The organism is Gluconacetobacter tumulicola (assembly GCF_014174215.1).
GTDB classification, from domain to species: Bacteria; Pseudomonadota; Alphaproteobacteria; order Acetobacterales; family Acetobacteraceae; genus Gluconacetobacter; species Gluconacetobacter tumulicola.
This window is the reverse complement of sequence record NZ_JABEQL010000011.1, coordinates 90,159-107,754: the sequence shown is the minus strand read 5'-3', so window position 1 is coordinate 107,754 and position 17,596 is coordinate 90,159. Positions and strand designations below refer to the sequence as shown.

The following is a 17,596-nucleotide window of genomic DNA, read 5'->3' as shown; positions in this document are numbered from 1 at the left end:
GCAAAAATACTTGACGATTTGTAGGTACTCGGCCAAACGGACCCGCCCGGACCCCGCATGCGTGGCGGTGTCGTTCCCTATCCCCGTACGAGACAGACAGGACCATCATGCGTAACAAAGGTGATTTTCTGTTCACATCGGAATCGGTATCCGAAGGCCATCCCGACAAGGTTGCCGACCGGATCAGCGATACGGTGCTGGACGCCTATCTGGCGGCCGATGGCGAATCCCGTGTTGCGTGCGAGACCCTGGTCACCACCAATCGCGTGGTCCTGGCCGGCGAAGTCCGTGGCCCGGCCTCCGTCACCACCGAGGCCCTGATCGAAGGCGCGCGCGCCGCGATCCGCGACATCGGCTATGACCAGTCCGGCTTCTCGTGGAAGAACGCGACGATCGAATCCTACCTGCACGCGCAGTCCGCCGACATCGCCGTCGGCGTCGACAGCGCCGGCGACAAGGACGAAGGCGCGGGCGACCAGGGCATCATGTTCGGCTTCGCCACCCGCGAGACCGAGACGCTGATGCCGGCGCCGCTGTTCTATTCCCATGCCATCCTGCATCGCATCCGCGACCTGCGTAAGGCCGGCGACGCGCGCGTGGCCAACCTGCAGCCCGACGCCAAGAGCCAGGTCACGCTGCGCTATGTCGACGGCCGCCCGGTGGGTGCCACCTCGGTCGTCATTTCGACCCAGCATGACGAAGGCGCCAGCCAGACCGCGATCCGCGAGGCCCTGCGCGAGATCGTGGTGGACGTGCTGCCGGAAGGCTGGATGTGCCCGGATGACGAATTCTACGCCAACCCGACCGGCGTGTTCGTCGTCGGCGGTCCCGATGGCGATTGCGGCCTGACCGGGCGCAAGATCATCGTCGACACCTACGGCGGCGCGGCCCCGCATGGCGGCGGCGCGTTCTCGGGCAAGGACCCGACGAAGGTCGACCGCTCGGCGGCCTATGCCTGCCGCTACCTGGCCAAGAACGTGGTCGCGGCCGGCCTGGCCGATCGCTGCACGCTGCAGATTTCCTACGCCATCGGCGTGTCGCACCCGCTCTCGGTCTATGTCGACCTGGACGGCACCGGCCGCGACGTGGACGAGGAAAAGCTGGGCCGCGTGCTGCGCGAAGTCATGAACCTGACGCCGCGCGGCATCCGCAAGCATCTGCGCCTGAACCGTCCGATCTATACCGAAACCTCGGCCTACGGTCATTTCGGCCGCACGCCCGACGCCGCCCGCGACAATTTCACGTGGGAACAGACCGATCTGGTGGACGCGCTGCGTGGTGCGTTCAACCGCTGATCACACCGGGGACCCCGTGACGGTATCCGAAACGAAAACCCCTGCCTCGGCTGACGAGGCAGGGACGCCCACGGTTTCCGTCAAGGCGTCACCCGACCGGCTCTATGGCCGCCAGCGCGGCCATCCGCTGCGGCCGCGCCAGCAGCGCCTGCTGGACGAAACCCTGCCCCGCCTGCGCCTCGACCAGAGCCTTCTGGACGATCCCGCGCGCGCCTTCGGCCGCGTACCGGCCGAAATCTGGCTGGAGGTCGGCTTCGGCGGCGGCGAACATTCGCTGGCGCAGCACGAAGCCCACCCCGATATCGGCTACATCGCCAGCGAAGTCTTCGAAAACGGCCTGTGTTCCCTGCTGTCGCGCCTGGTGCCCGACGATCAGGAGGCCACGGCCCCGGTCCCCGACCTGCTGCGGATCTGGGACGAAGACGCACGCATCCTCCTGCGTGCGCTCCCCGAACGGTCGCTCGACCGCATGTTCCTGATGTTCCCCGATCCCTGGCCCAAGGCCCGGCACGCCAAGCGGCGCTTCGTCCACCCGGCCAATATCGCCCTGGTCGCCCGCGCGCTGAAGCAAGGCGCGATCTGGCGCGTCGCCAGCGACGACCCGACCTACCAGGCCTGGGTCGAAGAGGTCATGGGCGCGCAGGACCTGTTCGACATCGCGCCGCCGGCCACCACCCGCCCCGAAGGCTGGCCGCCCACGCGCTACGAGGCCAAGGCCCTGAAAGCGGGCCGCCAGCCGCTGTACTGGACCTTCATCCGCCGGTAAGAGCGGGGCTCTGCCCCGCACCCCGCCAAAGGCTGAGCCTTTGGAAACGCACCAAATGATCGGGTTTCCAAAGGGCGACTGCCCTTTGGTGGGGGTTCGGGGGCAAAGCCCCCGAGATCAGGACAGCGCAACCCCTGTCAGGCGCTCCGAAACACTCCACAGACGCCGCGCCACCGACAGGCTGAGGGCCTGTGGCGGAATGCGCGCCTCCGTCACCCGGCCGCGCCGCTCGCCCCGTCCGCCGGGGCCGTAATAGCCGCCATCCCGCGCATCGGGCGCCGTGGCGGCGAACAGGATCGGCCGCGCCCCGGCCTCGGCCGACTGGCCCAGATAGCGAAACCCCACGCGGACGAGGCGGCGCATCAGCCGTTCGGCGATGCCCTGCGGCGCCGAGGAACGGCTGACGGCGATGTCGGTCCGCGCCCAGCCGGGATGGGCGGCGATGGAATGCAGGCGCCAGCCGGCGGATTGCGCCACGCGGCTGAGTTCCAGCGCGAAGATCAGGTTGGCCAGCTTGCTCTGCTGATAGGCGCTGAAGGGCGTGTAGCGATGCCGGCCCTGAAGATCGTCGAAGACCATATGCCCCTGCCATGCCGCCAGACTGGCGACGCTGACCACCCGTCCGCCACCCGCCGCGCGCAGCAGCAGGGGGCGCAGACGGCCGGTCAGGGCGAAATGGCCCAGATAATTGGTGCCGAACTGCATTTCGAACCCATCCGCCGTCTCCTGTCGGCGGGGCGCGGCCATCACCCCGGCATTGTTCACCAGAATGTCGAGGGTGTCGGTCCGTTCCGCCAGGCCGCGCGCGAAATCGGCGACCGACCGCAGGCAGGCCAGGTCGAGCGGCAGAAACTCCGCCCGCGCATCCGCCACCTGCTGGCGCAGGGACGCCACCGCCCGCGCACCGCGCGCCGGATCGCGCCCCGTCAGCAGCACGGTCGCCCCGCGCGACGCCAGACCCAGCGCGGTCTCGTAGCCCAGGCCACCCGTCGCCCCGGTCACGACGGCGGTACGGCCCGTCAGGTCCGGTGCCCTGTCGATGGTCCATTTCGCGCTCATGGCACGGATTCCCCTTTCTGTTCCCGCTCGGCGGCACGGGTCGCCTCCTCGGTCAGGCGCAGTTCGTTCTTCTTCAGGAAAAGGAAGCTGCCCCCCAGGACGAGCGTGGCGACGCCTCCCAGCGCCAGCCCGACCGGGCCAGAGAGGTTGAGCACCTCATGCCCCAGATAATACGCCCCCAGCGCATAGCCGCCGGCCCAGCCGATACCGCCCAACGCATTGAAAAACAGGAACGTATGCCACGGCATCCGGTTCGCCCCCGCCAGCAGGGCGACGAAGACGCGCAGGATGGCGATGAAGCGGCCGAAGAACACCACCTTGCCGCCATGGCGGCGGAACAGATAGCGCCCCAGCAGCAGGCGCCGCTCGTTCAGCCTCACCTTGCCGCCATGGCGCTCCAGCAGCCGATGGCCGAAACTATGGCCGATCAGATAGCCGAAATTGTCGCCCATGATGGCCCCGGCAATCGCCGCCGCCGCCACCCAGCCGATCTCCAGCCGATGCGTCGCGGCACAATAGAGTGCCGAGGAAATGATCAGCGTCTCGGCCGGCAGGGGCAGCCCCATGCTCTCCAGCATGACGATGACCGCGATCACGCCATAACCATACTGCACGAAAAGAGATTCGAAGGAATGAAGCAGCGGACCAGACCCGTCCAGTGAGGCCAAGAGGGTGAGGAACCGCCTGGTCGGCGCGCTGTCAAGTCAAGAAGCGGAAGAGCCCCCGCGCCGCGCCATCGCTCCTTCTGCCACATGCCCGCCCAAGCTACGCCGGCGCCCCATCGGCGACAGGACCTTCACCCGGCTCTGCCGAGGCCGGGCCGATAGTCGAAATCCAGCCCCGTCTGGTGGCCGTGATCATAGACGTCCCGCAGCACGCGCCGGCCTCCCGAGCGCGTCCGCGCACGCAGGCGCAGTCCGAGCGCCGCCATTTCCTCATCAACGACACCGGCTTTCAGGACGACGAGATCGCGCCCCGACGCGCCTCCCCGCAGGGCGGTTTCCCTGGATTCGCGGAGCATGCGCAGCTTTTCCATGATGCCGTGGGCCAGGCCATGCTGGAACGAATGCGTGGCCGTACGCCGCAGCGTCGACGGCATGGCGCGGTAGGTCTCGCCGGCCTTGAACAGCGCGCCCTCCGTCTCGAACGCCCGTTCCACGAGTTCGTAAAGATAACAGGCGGCCGCGACATCGGCGGGCAGGCCGAAGAACACATAGCGCAACATGCCCCGTTCGTTCGTCTCGCCCCAGACGCGGGAATCGAAGAACGCCGCGATCGAGGGGATGCAGTCGTCGAGCGGCCCCGCGCGCTTGCGCGTCGTCTCCACGATCGCGCTCTCGCAGGCCTGGTTGCGGACATCCAGCTCGCTCAGGCTGAGACCGTGGCGGTCCAGCAATTCCGCGACCTTCGCGGCGGCGGCCAGGGCCTCCTCCTCGGTGCAGCCCCGTTCCACGGTCCGGGCGCGCAGCGCCTGAATACGGGCGATCAGGGCATCCAGATCGGCGCGACCATCCGCGGGGCGGTCTTTTCCCGGCCGGGCGACGACATGCCGCATCTCGATGAAAACCTGCCGGACCGACGATGGAATCTCACCCGTCGCCATCAGCCGCGCCACGAAGCTGTCCAGGGCTTCGAGCGTGAGGGCGGAAGGCGAAATCCGCACACGCCGGTCGATCGTCTCGATCTGGAGGCGGGCGATCTCCTCCCACGCGCCAGCCAGCCGGTCGCGGCCCGCCAACCGGGCCCCGACGATCGCGATCATCACGCCGACGACCGTATCGGGATCGCTTTGCGCGCGCACGAACAGGACGTCCTCCGGATCGCGCGCCCCGTCGGCACGCGACCATTCCCCTGCGAGGATGGCGAGATCGTCGTCGTCCGCGAAGAGAGCGTCCACCTCGCCATCGAAGCCCGGCACATGCATGGGACCATTGCGGACGACATGACGATAGACAGCCTCCGCGCAGCGCAGGGGATTGACCAGGCCGGAACGGCCGGGACGGATAAAGCCCTCGACGACGGCGAACGCGTCATCGTCGAGCGGAACCACGGGGCCGGTGAACCGATTTCCCCCGCCATTGTCCGGAACGACCCATACGGCAAGGCGAAGACCGGCCGTCTCCGGCATGACGCCCTCGTCCACGATCCGCAACACCTCGCCGGACGCCACGTCCCGGACATCCGCCGCGTTCTCCCCGTGCGGCACCTCCACCCTGACGACGCGAAAGCGCGTCCGGCGCAGGGCATCCATTACGGGCAGATGATGCGCGGCGACGCGGCGCTGCCGGGCGAGACGATCGAAAGCGGTCTGGCCGCTGCCCGATTGGGTGAACAGCGCCAGCGTCGTGGCCATGGCCAGGGCCAGCGTCATGCGCGCCAGCGCGGCGTCGGGCGGCAGGTCGGTGGCCGACCGTGCGTCGGGAATCCAGCCCTCGATCAGGTCGTCGATCCTGCCGGGCGCGAGACAGCGGATCGCCTCGTCCTGCACTTCGGAGAGTTGCTCGTCCAGCCATCCCGGACCGGCCGAGGACCCGTCCGTACCGTTCTTCGCTCGTCCGCCGATGTGCCGTTGCTGCGTCATTGTCGCTCGTGTTCTCTTGGGGCTCCGTGTCGTCAACTTATGGGTGTGTGGCGGGAAGAGAAAGCCTGCCGGCCACCGGCACCCGGAACAGGAGTACCGCATGACCGACCCGACCGCCGGGACCGGCCCCGAACCCGCCATCCGCCCCTACGGCACATGGCCATCTCCCGTGACGGCGGCATTGGTGGCCGGCAAGACCCTGGGGCTGGGCAGCGTGCAGGCCGACGGCGAGGCGGTCTACTGGCTGGAGACACGCCCGGCCGAAGCCGGACGAACCGTTCTGGTGCGCTGGACCGGCACCGACGGCATCCGCGACATCACGCCCGCGCCGTTCGATATCGGCACGCGCGCCCATGAATATGGCGGCGGCGCCTATGTCGCGGCCGGCGGCCGCATCGCCTTCAGCCACCGGCCGGACGGCAGCGTCTGGATCGTCACGCCCGGCACGGCTCCCCGCGCCCTCGGCACGGTGCCCGGCCTGCGCTTCGCCGATTTTGCCTTCTCGCCCGACGGCACCACGCTGTTCTGCGTGCGCGAGGACCATCGCGCACCCGGCGAACCGGTCTCCACCCTGGTCGCCTTCGCCACCGACGGCGAGGCCGACCCGGCGACGCAGGCCGGCCGGGTGCTGGTCTCCGGCCCCGATTTCCTCAGTTCCCCCCGCCCGTCGCCCGACGGCGCCTGGCTGGCCTGGATCGAGTGGGACCACCCCGCCATGCCGTGGGATGCCACCCGGCTGCGCCTGGGCCGGCTGACATCGGACGATGCCGGCACCGCACTGGCCGACATCTGCACACTGGCCGATGACGGCGCCTCCGTCATCGAACCGGCCTGGGCCGGCCCCGCGACGCTACTGGCCGCCTCCGACCATGACGGCTGGTGGAACCTGACACGCTGGGCCGTGCCGGACGGAGCGCCGGAAGCCATCGCGCCGATGGAGGCCGAAATCGGCCTGCCGCACTGGGTCTTCGGCCTGCGCAGCTACCAGCCTCTCCCCGACGGCACCATCCTGGCCATCGCCATCGAACATGGCGAGGCCCGCACCCTGCATCTCACCGGACCGGTCGCCCGCCCGGTGGCGCTGGGCCATCCCGCCCAATGCCCGACAATGCTGGCCGACGGCTCGCTGGCATGGCTCGACACCCCACCGGACGGCGCACCCGCCGTACGCCATGGCCGCATGGGCGCGCCGTCACGCGTGCTGCGCGCCGCCACCACGCTGGACCTCGCCCCCGGCGACATCGCCCGCGCCGAAACGATCCGCTTCCCCATGCCCGACTTTCCCTCGTCCGACGGGCGGCATACCGGCCACGCCTTCTTCTATCCCCCCGCCAACAGCCGCTTCCGCGGCCCCGCAGATGAAAAGCCGCCGCTGATCGTCATGGCCCATGGCGGCCCAACCGGCCGCGCCGCCAGCGCCTTCGCCTTCAAGGTCCAATGGTGGACCAGTAGGGGCTTCGCGGTGGTCGACGTCAATTATCGCGGCTCGACCGGCTTCGGCCGCGCCTATCGCCGCCAGTTGGAAGGGCAGTGGGGCGTGGCGGACGTGGAAGACTGCATCGCCGCCTGCCGCCATCTGGTCGCGACCGGCCGCGTCGACCCCGCCCGCATCGCCATTCGCGGCAGCAGCGCCGGCGGCCTGACCGTGCTGCTGGCCCTGGCGGGGTCCGACCTGTTCGCCGCCGGCGCCAGCCTGTACGGCGTCACCGACCTGCGCGCCCTGGCGCAGGAAACCCATAAATTCGAATCCCGCTATCTCGACAGCCTGGTCGGCCCCTGGCCCGAGGCCGAAGCCACCTATCTGGCCCGCTCGCCCCTGACCCAGGCCGACGCCATCCGCACGCCGGTCCTGTTCCTGCACGGCCTCGCCGACGCGGTCGTCCCCCCCGCCCAAGCCCAGGCCATGGCCGACGCACTGGCCTCCGGCGGGGTGCCTTGCGCGCATTATACGTTCGAAGGCGAAGCCCACGGCTTCCGGCGCGAGGAGACGGTACGCCGCGCGCTGGAACTGGAACTGGATTTTTACGGCCGGATCTTCGGGTTTACCGTACCGGATGTGACGGAACGTGTGGTGCTTTCCGGCATGTGAACAAGCCAGGGGCGTTGCTCTTGGGACACCCGTTCACGATCAAATCAGTGGCAAGCTGGTATCAGACCGGATGGATTTCGGGACAACCGGCCTCCAGAAGACCCGCGAGGATTCCCAACCCCCATTCTACCCGCCCATCCAGCGCCTCATGGCTGAGACAGAGCCGCACGGCTGCGGGCGCATGATGGCCGGGCACAAGGAAGGCACCAGCCGACGTCACCAGGACGTCCGCGCGCGCAGCCGCCGCCGCGAAGGCGTCGGCCTGCCAATGGCCGGGAAGCGGCAGCCACAGATGCGATCCGCAGGTATCGGTATGCCACGCGACATCCGCCAGCGCCTCGCGCGCCATCGCGCGGCATGCGTGCGCTGGCTTGCCTTCAATTGTTCAACCGTTCCGTCTTCGATCCAGCGCGAAGCGACCTCGTTCATCAGCGGCGGCGGCATCCATGACGACATGTGTGATGCCGATCATCGCCAGCGGCCGGCCTACGGAACCCACGCGCTCGCCTTCGCCTTCTGGCTGTCGGTCTGGCAATTTCTGTTCTCGCTGCCGCTCTTCATTCGCGAATGGCGATCGGAAGAACGGGGTCCGTTCTCCGACACGTCGCCGTCGCCGAAGAAAACACGGTCGCTCCCCGTCATGCTGTTCACCGGAGCATTGTTCGGCCTGTCGACCTGGCTCTACGTACTCGCCTTCGAGAAGGCAGGCCCGGTCAATGCCGCAATCGCCCTGCAAGCCTATCCGCTCTTCGCAGCGGGGCTGGAAGCCATGGCCTCGGCCGCCGCAAAAGCCGGAGCGAATGCGCTTTCATGCTGCTGGTGCTGGCCGCGCCCTATTTTCTGGCCACGAAAGGAACCTGGCGACCCGACGGGCTATCCCCGTGGTTCGTGCTGGCCCTGGCGGTTCCAGCCCTCTGGAGCATCGCCCACGTCATCCTCCGCGAGGCGCTGGCCAGCACCCAGGTCACGCCCCATCAGGTCACGGTGTCCCGGCTCGCCGTGTCCGTGGCCCTGCTGTTTCCGCTGACGCTCGCCATCGACGGAAGCGGCCCGACCTTCAGCGCCGCGTTCGACGGACGGTTCCAGGTCTTCGCGATCGCCATGGGCCTCGCCTATTATCTGGAACTGATCGTCTGGTTCAACGCGATGCGCCATATCGACGTTTCCGTCGCAAGCTCCATCACGGTTCCATCTCCGGCGGTGACGATGGTGCTGGCCTCGGCGCTGCTCGGCGAAAGCGTGACAGGAGCACAGATCGCAGCACTCACCGCCGTTTTCCTCAGGCTGCTCGGCCTGGTCGTTGCCGGACTGAGAAAGAAGGCGGGTTGAGCGTCGCACATCGTCTGATCAGGGCATGCCGGCCGTTCGCAGATCTTCGCCGGATACTCCCGATAGTCTCGCACCCGGCCATCGATCGAACGCAACGCCGGCCTTGCTACCGGCGAGTCTGCGTCGATGCCCTACGGAGACGGGGTGGAATGGCCGCAAGGCATGACGCCCCGCTCCATCCGACCCGGCCACCGTGGCATGATGCCGCTATTGCTCCACGATGGCCGTCTGTCCCCGACGCGGCCGGAAGCGCCCTTCCTGCAGCGCCTTCTCGATATCCTCAAGCGAGGCACCGCGCGTTTCCGGAACCAGGAAATAGACGAACAGGACCGATGCCAGGTTGACCCCGGCATAGAACCACATCGTCCCGCCCAGCGAGATCGTCTGCACCAGTGTCAGCGCCGTGCTGGTCACCAGCAGGTTGCTGCCCCACAGGGTGGCGGCATGCAGGCTGGTGGCGGTGCCGCGCATCGGCAGCGGGAACATCTCGGCCCCCAGCAGCCAGCCGACGACCTGAATGCCACCCGAATTGAACATCATGAACAGCAGCAGGAAGGCGATGATCATCCAGCTGCCGACACTGCCCTTGTCGGGATGAAGCATGAACATCAGCCCCAGCCCGATCAGGCTGAGGACCGAACCCGGCCCCATGATCAGCATCAGCCGCCGACGGCCGACCCGATCGACGACCAGCGAGCCGGTCAGCGTCATCGCCAGATAGACGACCGCCACACCCACGCTGGCCAGCAGCGCCGCCGAATGGCCGAACCCGGCATCCGACAGGAAGGTGGGGGCGTAATAGATCATCATCTCCAATCCGCCGCACTGGGTGAAGAACGCCACACCGAACGCCGCGATCAGGGCCGGCCGCACCCAGGGCTGGGAAAGACCGCGCCATCCCCGCTGATCGTCGGAAACATTTTCGGCAGCTTCGTGAATCTTCTTAATTTCCTTATGGATCTCACGATGACTCGTGCGAACCTTGATCAGTTCGCGGATTGCAGCCTTCAATCCCCGGTTCTCCGCCGTCCAGCGCGGGCTGCGCGGCAGGAAGAACATGGCAATGAACACGACCAGCGCCGGACCGGCGGCAATCGCGATCATCGGCCGCCATCCCCACGCATCGCGCATCGCAAAACCGACGATATTGGCAAGAAAGATGCCGATCCCGATCGCCACGTTGAACAGCGTGACCAGCCGCCCGCGCTTTGCCGCCGGCGCCAGTTCCGAGATATACATCGGCACCACCTGCGTCGATCCGCCGACGCCGAGGCCCAGATAGATACGGGCCGCGATCAGCGTGCCGACATCGGGCGCCATCGAACAGGCCAGCGCCCCCGTCACGAAGACGGCAGTGACGATCATGACGGTGGTGCGGCGGCCGAACCGTTCGGACAGCCAGCCGGTGCCCACGGCACCGATCACGGCGCCGGCCAGGATCGCCGAGGCCACGAACTCCTGCGCCGTGCTGCTCAGATGAAAATCCCGCGTGATCAGCAGCAAGGCACCCGAAATGATGCCGGTGTCGTAGCCGTAGAGGCCGCCACATATGGCGGCCACGGCGGCTGCGAGCCAGAGGGTCAGCCGCGCGTTATCCGAAATCTCATATTCGGACACATGGGCCAGGCTTGTCGCTTGCGGTGAGAAATTCTGCATTCCGTTCTCCGTGTTCGGAAAGATCTGCCCTGGAACTCCTTGCTCCACAGACGCCCCCGGATGGCCGGATTGCCATGCCGGTATCCCGAACCGTGCCGCCGTCAGGCGGCAGGCGAAAGGGCAGCCTTCATGTCCCGGATCGACGCGAGCGTGTCATTGAGCATGCTCCAGTCATCCTGGTCTGCAATCGGCTGCCATATCCGCTCCACTGCGTCGATCAGCATGGTGCAGGGGACGGATCGGGAAAAATACGGACTGGAAAGATCCAGATCCGGTCGCGGGGAATAGGCATCGATCTGCCGACGCAGCGGCTCGAACTCCGCACCCGCATAGAAATGGGCATTGGGCCCGTTGAGCGCCCGATGCCTGCTCTGTGTTCCACCATACCAGTCGAAGAACAAATTTTCAAATCCTATTCCCGATCGTTCCAGAAACGTCCATGTCTCCGCCGACAGTTCGCGGTCATCATTTCTGGAAAGCGGTGACAAACCAAGGCGTTTCACGATGACGCCATTCATCTCCACTTCATAACGATCCGGGAAATCGTCGAAGATCTTCTGAAGATCTTCGATTTCCGTCAGGGGAATCAGGCATTCCGCCAGGCGCGCCAGGGTCCACAGCGCGGCCTCGGGCTGGCGCCCGAATGCATACAGGCCCGACTGGTCGAAATAGGCTGCGACGAACGAAGGGTCGTATCGGGGCAGGAAGCGCCACGGGCCGTAATCGAAGCTTTCGCCCGTGATGTTGATATTGTCCGTATTCAGCACACCATGCACAAATCCCGCCCCCATCCACTGGGCCGCCAGACGCGCGATGCGGGTGCAGGCAATGTCGAACAGCGACGTCGCCGCATTGTCCCCGCCATGAGTGTCGGGGAAGTAGGTGGCCATGACATAGTCCACCAGCCGCGTCAGGCTGGCCCGGTCTTCCAGCGCGGCAAGGCGCTGGAAAGTTCCCACACGGATGTGCGAATGGCTCAGCCGCGCCAGCACGCATGACCGGGTGGGCGACGGCTCGTCCCCACGCTGCAGCCGCTCTCCGGTCTCGATCACGCTCAGCGTCCGCGAGGTGTTCACGCCCAGCGCGTCCAGCATTTCACTGGCCAGGATCTCGCGCACCCCGCCCTTCAGGGTCAGGCGCCCGTCCCCGCCGCGCGACCACGGCGTGCGGCCGCTGCCCTTGGTACCAATGTCCAGCAGCCTGCCGTCGCGCGCGTCCCGCATCTGCGCGAACAGGAAGCCCCGCCCATCGCCCAGGTCGGGATTGTACTGGCGGAACTGATGCCCGTGATAGCGCAGCGCCAGCGGCGTCGGCAGCCCGTCGGGCAGCGGGACGAAGCGCCCCAGATGATCGATCCATTCCGCGTCGGTCAGCGTATCCAGCCCGATCCGCGCCGCCGCGTCCTGGTTGCGGAAGCGCAGGATATGTTCGGGAAAGCGCGCCGCTTCCACCGGGTCGTAGAACGCATCCCCCAGCGTCAGATGCTCACGGGCGGGATGATAGGCGGCAGAGAACGGCATGGGTCGAAACCTCGGATCGAGGGCGGGGGGCGATTGCCCGAAAGGGCGCGGAGAGAAAACGGCGCGCGGTCACGCCGGTTCGGGAAAGACGGGCAGGTCCAGCGTATCGGGGCGGGGGGCGAAACAGGCCTCGATCGCCGCATCGCCCAGCGCCTCACCCGCCAGCCAGCGTGGCGCGTTGTCCTTGTCGACGATCTTGGCCCGCACGCCCTCGGTGAAATCGGGCAGGCGGATCAGGTTGCCGACCAGGCGATATTCCTGCTCCAGCACCGTGTTCAGGTCCGGCAGGCGGCGCGCGGCATGCCAGGCGCGGAACGTGACAAGCAGCGACAGGGGCGAGGCCTGCTCCATCGCCTCGCGGTCTTCGGCCGCCCACGGCTCGGCGCTGCACGCCAGCCGGTCGCGGATCGTCCCCAGGTCCGGCGCGTCATAGAGTGCGTTGATCGCCGCCAGTTCCTCCTGAACCGGGCGCGGGACGGCAGGGGCCAGATCCACCACCTCACCCGCCGGCCGCCGGGCGAGGGCGGCCGCAAGCTCCGGCAGGTCCGACGCCGCCAGCATCCGATCGGCAAAGCCCGCGACCACGGCCTGCCCGCCCTGCATCCGGCCACCGGTCAGGGCCAGGCGCAACCCGTACAGCCCCGGCGCGCGGGACAGCAGGTAAGACCCGCCCGCATCGGGCGTCAGCCCGATCGCGACCTCGGGCATGGCCAGCACGCTGCGTTCGGTCACGATCCGGTGACGGACATGCGCACCCAGCCCGACCCCACCCCCCATCGTGATCCCGTCCATGAACGACACCACCGGCTTGGGATACCCCGCCAGGACCGAAACCAGCCGATAGCCCGCACGGAACACCTGCGCCGCCGCATCGGGCCCCGCGTCGCGCGCCAGGGTATAAAGGGCCCGCAGGTCCCCGCCGGCCGAGAACGCCCGGGGGCTGGTACTGTCGATCAGCACCGTCTCGACCGCCGGGTCATCCCGCCATGCGGCAAGCGCCGCGGCAATCCCGCGATAGAGCGTGATATCCAGCGCATTCAGCGCCTTGGGGCGATTGACCGTCAGCCGCCCCAGGCGGCCCTGGCGGGAGACCAGCAGCGTATCGTCCGTCGCGTCGGCCTGCATGATGATGAGTTCCTTCCGTTTTCCCTGTCGTGATACTATGCCAGAACGGTCAATGATGAAGATGTCGCCCCTACAGGAATGGACGACGGCAGGAAGGGCGCGGGCATGAGTGTGGACTCCCAGACCTATCGGGACGCGATGGCGCGGCTGGGCGCGGCAGTGAATGTGGTCACGACCGGCACGCTGGACGACCCGGTGGGCTTCACCGCTTCGGCCGTCTGTTCCGTCAGCGACGCCCCGCCCACGCTGCTGGTGTGCATGAACCGCGCATCACGCGCGCGCGATGCCTTTCATACCGGCGGGCCGATCTGCATCAATGTCCTGTCCGCCGGCCAGCGCGACATTTCAGGCACCTTCGCCGGACCGCTGGACATGTACGAGCGGTTCACGGTCGGCCACTGGACGACGATGGTAACCGGCGCGCCGGCATTGGAAGAGGCCGTGGCCTCCTTCGACTGCCGGATCGACCGGATTGTCGAGGTCGGCACCCACAGCGTCATGTTCGGTGTGGTCGAGGCCATCCGCATCGGCGCGCCGATGGGGGGCCTGGTCTATTTCAACCGCACCTATCACGTCGTGCCGCATGGCGGCCACGACCACTGACCCCGATTGCCGATCCCACTGTCCGGAGACACGCGCGATGCCTTCACGCCGCCGCCTGGAACACCCGCCGGTCATTGACGGCCGGATGCTGCTTGCCCTGCATGCCGGGCTGGGCACCGTGCTGGCCCTGATGGCATGGTGGTGCTGGTCCCTGCCGTCCTGAACCGCCCGTTCCTCGGCCCGTCGTGCAGGATCATCAGGCCGCATCGATGCTTTCACGCCGCCCGGTGAAGCGCCAGACGCCGGCGGCCAGATAAAAACCCGTACTCAGCGCGCTGATCCAGAACGAGGCCGGGCAATCGGTCCACCAGGACAGGGCCAGTCCGCCCCAGCCCGCCCCGATCGCCAGCAGGACCGACAGTACGATCCCCCATCCCGGCGTGGCCGTCAGACGCTGCGCCGTCGCCGCCGGCCCGACCATCAGCGCGAAGACCAGCAGCACACCGGTAATCTGCACGCATTCCGCCGTCACGACCGCGACGATGGCAAGGAAGATGGTGGATACCATGCGCAGCTTTACGCCACGGGCCTCCGCCGTCTCGGGCTGGAGGCTGGCGAACAGCAACGGCCGCGACAGCGCCGCCATGGCCAGCACGCAGCCCACACCCAGCACCAGCAACCACCCCAGCATCGACCGGTCCACCCCCAGCACGTTGCCGAACAGCAACGCCGTGGCGCGGGTGGCCGATGTGGTCAGGAAGTGCAGGAACAGAAGGCCGCAACCCAGCATGCAGGACAGGACCAGCCCGATGGTGACATCCCGCCCCTGGGTGGTGCCGCGCCCACCCAGCCCCATGGCCACCCCGGCCAGGACCGTGGCGCCCATCAGCCCCCAGAAGGGCGGCATGCCCACCAGCAGCGCGCCGGTCGCCCCCGCAAAGCCGACATGCGACAGCGCGTGGCCGGCAAAGCTCTCGCCCCGCAGCACCATGAAATAACCGACCAGCCCGGAGAGGATCGCAACGATACCCGTCGCGGCAAAGGCATGGCGCATGAATTCGAAGGCGAACATGATCGGATGCTACCGGTTCCGGACAGAAAAACAGAAAAGAAGAAGCGCCACCGCCCGCTCACGACTGCACCGCCCCGTCAGCAACGACAAAGATGCGCCCGTTCGCCCGGATCACCTCGACCGGCATGCCATACAGGGCACTCAGCACCGGGCCGGTCACGACCTCATCCACCGTGCCCAGTCGCGCCGCCCCGCGCCCCACATACAGCACCCGGTCCATCACCCCCAGCAGCGGGTTGAGATCATGGGTGGAAAACAGCACCGCGATGCCGAGCTGGCGGCGGATCGTATCCACCAGCGCCACGACTTCCCGCGCGCGATGGGGGTCGAGGCTGGCCAGCGGTTCGTCCAGCAGCAGCAGGCGGGGCCGCCCCAGCAGGGCCTGCGCCAGCAGCAGCCGCTGGCGTTCGCCGCCCGAAAGATGGTCGATCGGCCGGCGCGCCAGATGCATGGCCCCCACCAGATCCAGCACCCGGTCGATTTCCATCGCATCATGGCGGCGATGCCGGCCGGGGCGCCAGTCGCAGGGCAGGCCCCAGCGTTCGCCATGCAGGGCGGCGGCAATGAAGCTGCGCCCGTCCAGGCGCGGCGCCGAGCGGGCCGGGAATTGCGGCAGATAGCCGATATCGTGATTGCCCCGCCCCACCGGCCGGCCGAAGACCGAAATCCGCCCGGCCGCCACCGGCACCACGCCCAGAATGGCGCGGATCAGGCTGCTCTTGCCCGCGCCGTTCGGCCCCAGCATGCCGACGAAAGCCCCGGCAGGCACCGCCAGCCCGACATCGGACAGGATAATGCGGTCGCCGATGCGCAGCGTGACATGCGCCATGTCGACCGGCGGCATGGCAGGGGATGCCGGCGCGGGCGGTCCGCCGCAGCACCCATGGCCGTCATGACCGCTCATGCGGGCCCCCGGGCCGATCCTTGGGCGAGGGCCTGTTCCAGACGGTCCAGCACCCCGCCGATCCATTCCTGATAGCGCGTGCCCGGCGGCAGGCTTTCGCCGACCCGCAGCACGGCAATGCCCGCCCCCCGCGCCAGATGGTCCAGCCGTTCGGTGGCCGGGCCGGTCGTCTGTTCGTTCAGGATCAGGACCCGCACCCGCCGCGCCGCCAGGTCCTGTTCGAACCCGGCAACCTCCGCGGGACCGGGATCGGTGCCGTTCATGACCGCACGCTGGAAGTCCGCATCATGCATCGTCAGACCGATCTGCCGTGTCATCAGGCCGAAGATCGGTTCGGACGCGGCCACCGGCACCCCATGATACCGCTCCCTCAGCAGCGCGATCCGCTGCTGAAGCGGCACCAGCGTGTCCAGAAACTGTTGCAGGCGCGCCTGCAGCGCCGCACGGCGATCGGGGCGGATCGCGCCGCAATCGGCGGCGAATGCCGTCGCGACGGCGCGCACCATCGACAGGTCGTACCAGAAATGGGCGTTGTCGCCGTCCCGCCAGCCGACCAGTGCCGCGACGGTCAGCACGACCGGCCGGTCGGCGCTACCGCCCCCCTCCATCAGCCGATCGATCCAGCCGTCATATCCCCCGCCATTGGCAATCACGATTTGCGCCATGCCCAGCCGCCGCCCATCCATCGGACTGGCCTCGAACGCATGCGGGTCGGTGGCGGGATTGGTCAGGATGCTGCTCACGGCGACATCGGGCCCCCCGACCTGGCGCGCGATATCGCCCCAGACCGCTTCGGCGGCAACAACGGCAATCGGGCTGTCGGCACGGGCCGACCGCCCCACCGATGCCGCCAGCATGACAGCCATCAGCCAGGCGCAGACCAGGCGAACCAGGCCCGACCGGGCGAGACGAAGTGGCAATATAAGGTCAGCAGACACGCGACAGGCCGTCAGCAGGAGGGTTGGCAGGTCAAAATACGTTATAATGTAACATATTTGAAGCCTTCATATAACGCGCTTTCCGGCGTATGGAAACCAGGGAGCCGCTCGGGCGGCATCTCTGAACAGATCGGGGGCATGGCGCGGCAGGTATGGCGGGAACGAGTTTCGCCGAAAGGACCGAGACACGGCTGGATAATGCCGAGCGCTTGTGCGCCGCGCATGGTTCACGGCTGACCGATCTGCGGCGCCAGGTGCTGGGCCTGGTGCTGGAGGCCGCGCGCCCGGTCGGCGCCTATGACCTGCTGGACGGATTGCGCGCCGACAAGAAGGGCGCCGCCCCGCCCACGGTCTACCGCGCACTGGATTTTCTGCTGGAAGAGGGGCTGATCCACAAGATCGAGCGCCTGTCGGCTTTCGTGGGCTGCACGCATGCGCTGGATGGCAGCCATACCGAGGCAGGCCATCCTCATGCGGCGCAATTTCTGATCTGTACCGGCTGCGGCCAGGTGACCGAACTGGACGATCACGGCATCCTGCATGCGCTGATCGATGCCACACGGCATATCGGCTTCACGGTGCGCCATTCGACCGTCGAGGCAGAGGGCCTGTGCGCCGCCTGCCGCGACGTTGCGACGGCATAAGGCGCGGACCGGCCACCAATGACGGCCGACTTCAGACTTCACGGCGAACGGCACGACTGAGGATTATGGTGAGAA

Annotated in this window: 17 protein-coding genes; 7 read left to right on the top strand and 10 right to left on the bottom strand. The window is 67.7% G+C overall.

Translation table 11 applies throughout. The features are described from left to right. The first annotated feature begins 107 nt into the window (after window positions 1–107). Complete coding sequence (gene metK, locus HLH29_RS10145) at window positions 108–1,295, top strand: methionine adenosyltransferase (protein WP_182966371.1); 1,188 nt, start codon at window positions 108–110, stop codon at window positions 1,293–1,295. Window positions 1,296–1,311: 16 nt separating this feature from the next. Further along, window positions 1,312–2,061: a class I SAM-dependent methyltransferase gene (gene trmB, locus HLH29_RS10140; RefSeq protein WP_182966369.1), complete on the top strand. Its 750-nt coding sequence runs from the start codon at window positions 1,312–1,314 to the stop codon at window positions 2,059–2,061. A 117-nt stretch (window positions 2,062–2,178) separates the two neighbouring features. On the opposite strand, the gene HLH29_RS10135 is transcribed toward trmB, so the two are convergent. The 3 genes from HLH29_RS10135 to HLH29_RS10125 all read right to left on the bottom strand — a co-directional run bounded on the left by HLH29_RS10135 (window position 2,179) and on the right by HLH29_RS10125 (window position 5,701). Beyond that, window positions 2,179–3,120, bottom strand: a complete 942-nt coding sequence (locus tag HLH29_RS10135; protein WP_182966367.1) for an SDR family oxidoreductase — start codon at window positions 3,118–3,120, stop codon at window positions 2,179–2,181. Further along, complete coding sequence (locus tag HLH29_RS10130; RefSeq protein WP_182966445.1) at window positions 3,117–3,698, bottom strand: DedA family protein; 582 nt, start codon at window positions 3,696–3,698, stop codon at window positions 3,117–3,119. Before HLH29_RS10130 ends, HLH29_RS10135 begins: the two co-directional genes overlap by 4 nt. Window positions 3,699–3,916: 218 nt before the next feature. Continuing rightward, window positions 3,917–5,701, bottom strand: a complete 1,785-nt coding sequence (locus HLH29_RS10125; RefSeq protein WP_182966365.1) for a DUF7168 domain-containing protein — start codon at window positions 5,699–5,701, stop codon at window positions 3,917–3,919. Window positions 5,702–5,801: 100 nt separating this feature from the next. Between HLH29_RS10125 and HLH29_RS10120 the strand changes: the two genes are divergently transcribed. Beyond that, a complete protein-coding gene (locus HLH29_RS10120; RefSeq protein WP_182966363.1) occupies window positions 5,802–7,790 on the top strand; it encodes an alpha/beta hydrolase family protein in 1,989 nt (662 codons plus the stop codon). 61 nt (window positions 7,791–7,851) lie between these two features. Here HLH29_RS10120 and HLH29_RS10115 read toward each other — a convergent pair whose 3' ends face one another. Then, window positions 7,852–8,139, bottom strand: coding sequence for a hypothetical protein (locus HLH29_RS10115; protein ID WP_182966361.1), 288 nt, complete (start codon window positions 8,137–8,139; stop codon window positions 7,852–7,854). A 461-nt stretch (window positions 8,140–8,600) separates the two neighbouring features. Between HLH29_RS10115 and HLH29_RS10110 the strand changes: the two genes are divergently transcribed. After that, complete coding sequence (locus tag HLH29_RS10110) at window positions 8,601–9,119, top strand: EamA family transporter (RefSeq protein WP_182966359.1); 519 nt, start codon at window positions 8,601–8,603, stop codon at window positions 9,117–9,119. Between the two features lie 207 nt (window positions 9,120–9,326). On the opposite strand, the gene HLH29_RS10105 is transcribed toward HLH29_RS10110, so the two are convergent. The 3 genes from HLH29_RS10105 to HLH29_RS10095 all read right to left on the bottom strand — a co-directional run bounded on the left by HLH29_RS10105 (window position 9,327) and on the right by HLH29_RS10095 (window position 13,420). Then, entirely contained in the window at window positions 9,327–10,775 is a 1,449-nt protein-coding gene (locus HLH29_RS10105) for a sugar porter family MFS transporter (RefSeq protein ID WP_182966357.1), read from the bottom strand. Window positions 10,776–10,876: 101 nt separating this feature from the next. After that, on the bottom strand, window positions 10,877–12,295 hold the full coding sequence (locus HLH29_RS10100; protein WP_182966355.1) for a protein adenylyltransferase SelO: 1,419 nt from the start codon (window positions 12,293–12,295) through the stop codon (window positions 10,877–10,879). 69 nt (window positions 12,296–12,364) lie between these two features. Next, complete coding sequence (locus HLH29_RS10095) at window positions 12,365–13,420, bottom strand: enoyl-CoA hydratase/isomerase family protein (protein ID WP_182966353.1); 1,056 nt, start codon at window positions 13,418–13,420, stop codon at window positions 12,365–12,367. 105 nt (window positions 13,421–13,525) lie between these two features. Here HLH29_RS10095 and HLH29_RS10090 point away from each other — a divergent pair, with 105 nt between their 5' ends. Together HLH29_RS10090 and HLH29_RS19870 are read left to right on the top strand one after the other, a co-directional pair. Next, a complete protein-coding gene (locus HLH29_RS10090; RefSeq protein WP_182966351.1) occupies window positions 13,526–14,023 on the top strand; it encodes a flavin reductase in 498 nt (165 codons plus the stop codon). 37 nt (window positions 14,024–14,060) lie between these two features. Continuing rightward, on the top strand, window positions 14,061–14,186 hold the full coding sequence (locus tag HLH29_RS19870; RefSeq protein ID WP_275944166.1) for a hypothetical protein: 126 nt from the start codon (window positions 14,061–14,063) through the stop codon (window positions 14,184–14,186). Between the two features lie 33 nt (window positions 14,187–14,219). Here the strand turns inward: HLH29_RS19870 and HLH29_RS10085 are convergent, their stop codons facing one another. Genes HLH29_RS10085 through HLH29_RS10075 form a run of 3 tightly spaced genes read right to left on the bottom strand, consistent with a single transcriptional unit; the run spans window position 14,220 to window position 16,859 of the window. Next, window positions 14,220–15,035 (bottom strand): metal ABC transporter permease, encoded by an 816-nt coding sequence (locus HLH29_RS10085; protein ID WP_182966349.1) that lies wholly within the window; start codon window positions 15,033–15,035, stop codon window positions 14,220–14,222. Between the two features lie 58 nt (window positions 15,036–15,093). Beyond that, window positions 15,094–15,939 (bottom strand): metal ABC transporter ATP-binding protein, encoded by an 846-nt coding sequence (locus tag HLH29_RS10080; protein ID WP_246374090.1) that lies wholly within the window; start codon window positions 15,937–15,939, stop codon window positions 15,094–15,096. Further along, window positions 15,936–16,859, bottom strand: a complete 924-nt coding sequence (locus HLH29_RS10075) for a metal ABC transporter solute-binding protein, Zn/Mn family (RefSeq protein ID WP_246374089.1) — start codon at window positions 16,857–16,859, stop codon at window positions 15,936–15,938. The genes HLH29_RS10080 and HLH29_RS10075 overlap by 4 nt, the downstream gene beginning before the upstream one ends. A gap of 170 nt (window positions 16,860–17,029) precedes the next feature. Between HLH29_RS10075 and HLH29_RS10070 the strand changes: the two genes are divergently transcribed. Next, complete coding sequence (locus HLH29_RS10070) at window positions 17,030–17,521, top strand: transcriptional repressor (protein ID WP_182966347.1); 492 nt, start codon at window positions 17,030–17,032, stop codon at window positions 17,519–17,521. Window positions 17,522–17,596: the final 75 nt, after the last annotated feature.

Bases quoted from the DNA above. Each gene is read 5' to 3' on its own strand.
- metK (WP_182966371.1), top strand. From the start codon at position 108: ATGCGTAACAAAGGTGATTTTCTGTTCACATCGGAATCGGTATCCGAA.
- HLH29_RS10135 (WP_182966367.1), bottom strand. From the start codon at position 3,120: ATGAGCGCGAAATGGACCATCGACAGGGCACCGGACCTGACGGGCCGT.
- HLH29_RS10130 (WP_182966445.1), bottom strand. From the start codon at position 3,698: ATGCTGGAGAGCATGGGGCTGCCCCTGCCGGCCGAGACGCTGATCATT.
- HLH29_RS10125 (WP_182966365.1), bottom strand. From the start codon at position 5,701: ATGACGCAGCAACGGCACATCGGCGGACGAGCGAAGAACGGTACGGAC.
- HLH29_RS10120 (WP_182966363.1), top strand. From the start codon at position 5,802: ATGACCGACCCGACCGCCGGGACCGGCCCCGAACCCGCCATCCGCCCC.
- HLH29_RS10115 (WP_182966361.1), bottom strand. From the start codon at position 8,139: ATGGCGCGCGAGGCGCTGGCGGATGTCGCGTGGCATACCGATACCTGC.
- HLH29_RS10110 (WP_182966359.1), top strand. From the start codon at position 8,601: ATGCTGCTGGTGCTGGCCGCGCCCTATTTTCTGGCCACGAAAGGAACC.
- HLH29_RS10105 (WP_182966357.1), bottom strand. From the start codon at position 10,775: ATGCAGAATTTCTCACCGCAAGCGACAAGCCTGGCCCATGTGTCCGAA.
- HLH29_RS10100 (WP_182966355.1), bottom strand. From the start codon at position 12,295: ATGCCGTTCTCTGCCGCCTATCATCCCGCCCGTGAGCATCTGACGCTG.
- HLH29_RS10095 (WP_182966353.1), bottom strand. From the start codon at position 13,420: ATGCAGGCCGACGCGACGGACGATACGCTGCTGGTCTCCCGCCAGGGC.
- HLH29_RS10090 (WP_182966351.1), top strand. From the start codon at position 13,526: ATGAGTGTGGACTCCCAGACCTATCGGGACGCGATGGCGCGGCTGGGC.
- HLH29_RS19870 (WP_275944166.1), top strand. From the start codon at position 14,061: ATGCCTTCACGCCGCCGCCTGGAACACCCGCCGGTCATTGACGGCCGG.
- HLH29_RS10085 (WP_182966349.1), bottom strand. From the start codon at position 15,035: ATGTTCGCCTTCGAATTCATGCGCCATGCCTTTGCCGCGACGGGTATC.
- HLH29_RS10080 (WP_246374090.1), bottom strand. From the start codon at position 15,939: ATGAGCGGTCATGACGGCCATGGGTGCTGCGGCGGACCGCCCGCGCCG.
- HLH29_RS10070 (WP_182966347.1), top strand. From the start codon at position 17,030: ATGGCGGGAACGAGTTTCGCCGAAAGGACCGAGACACGGCTGGATAAT.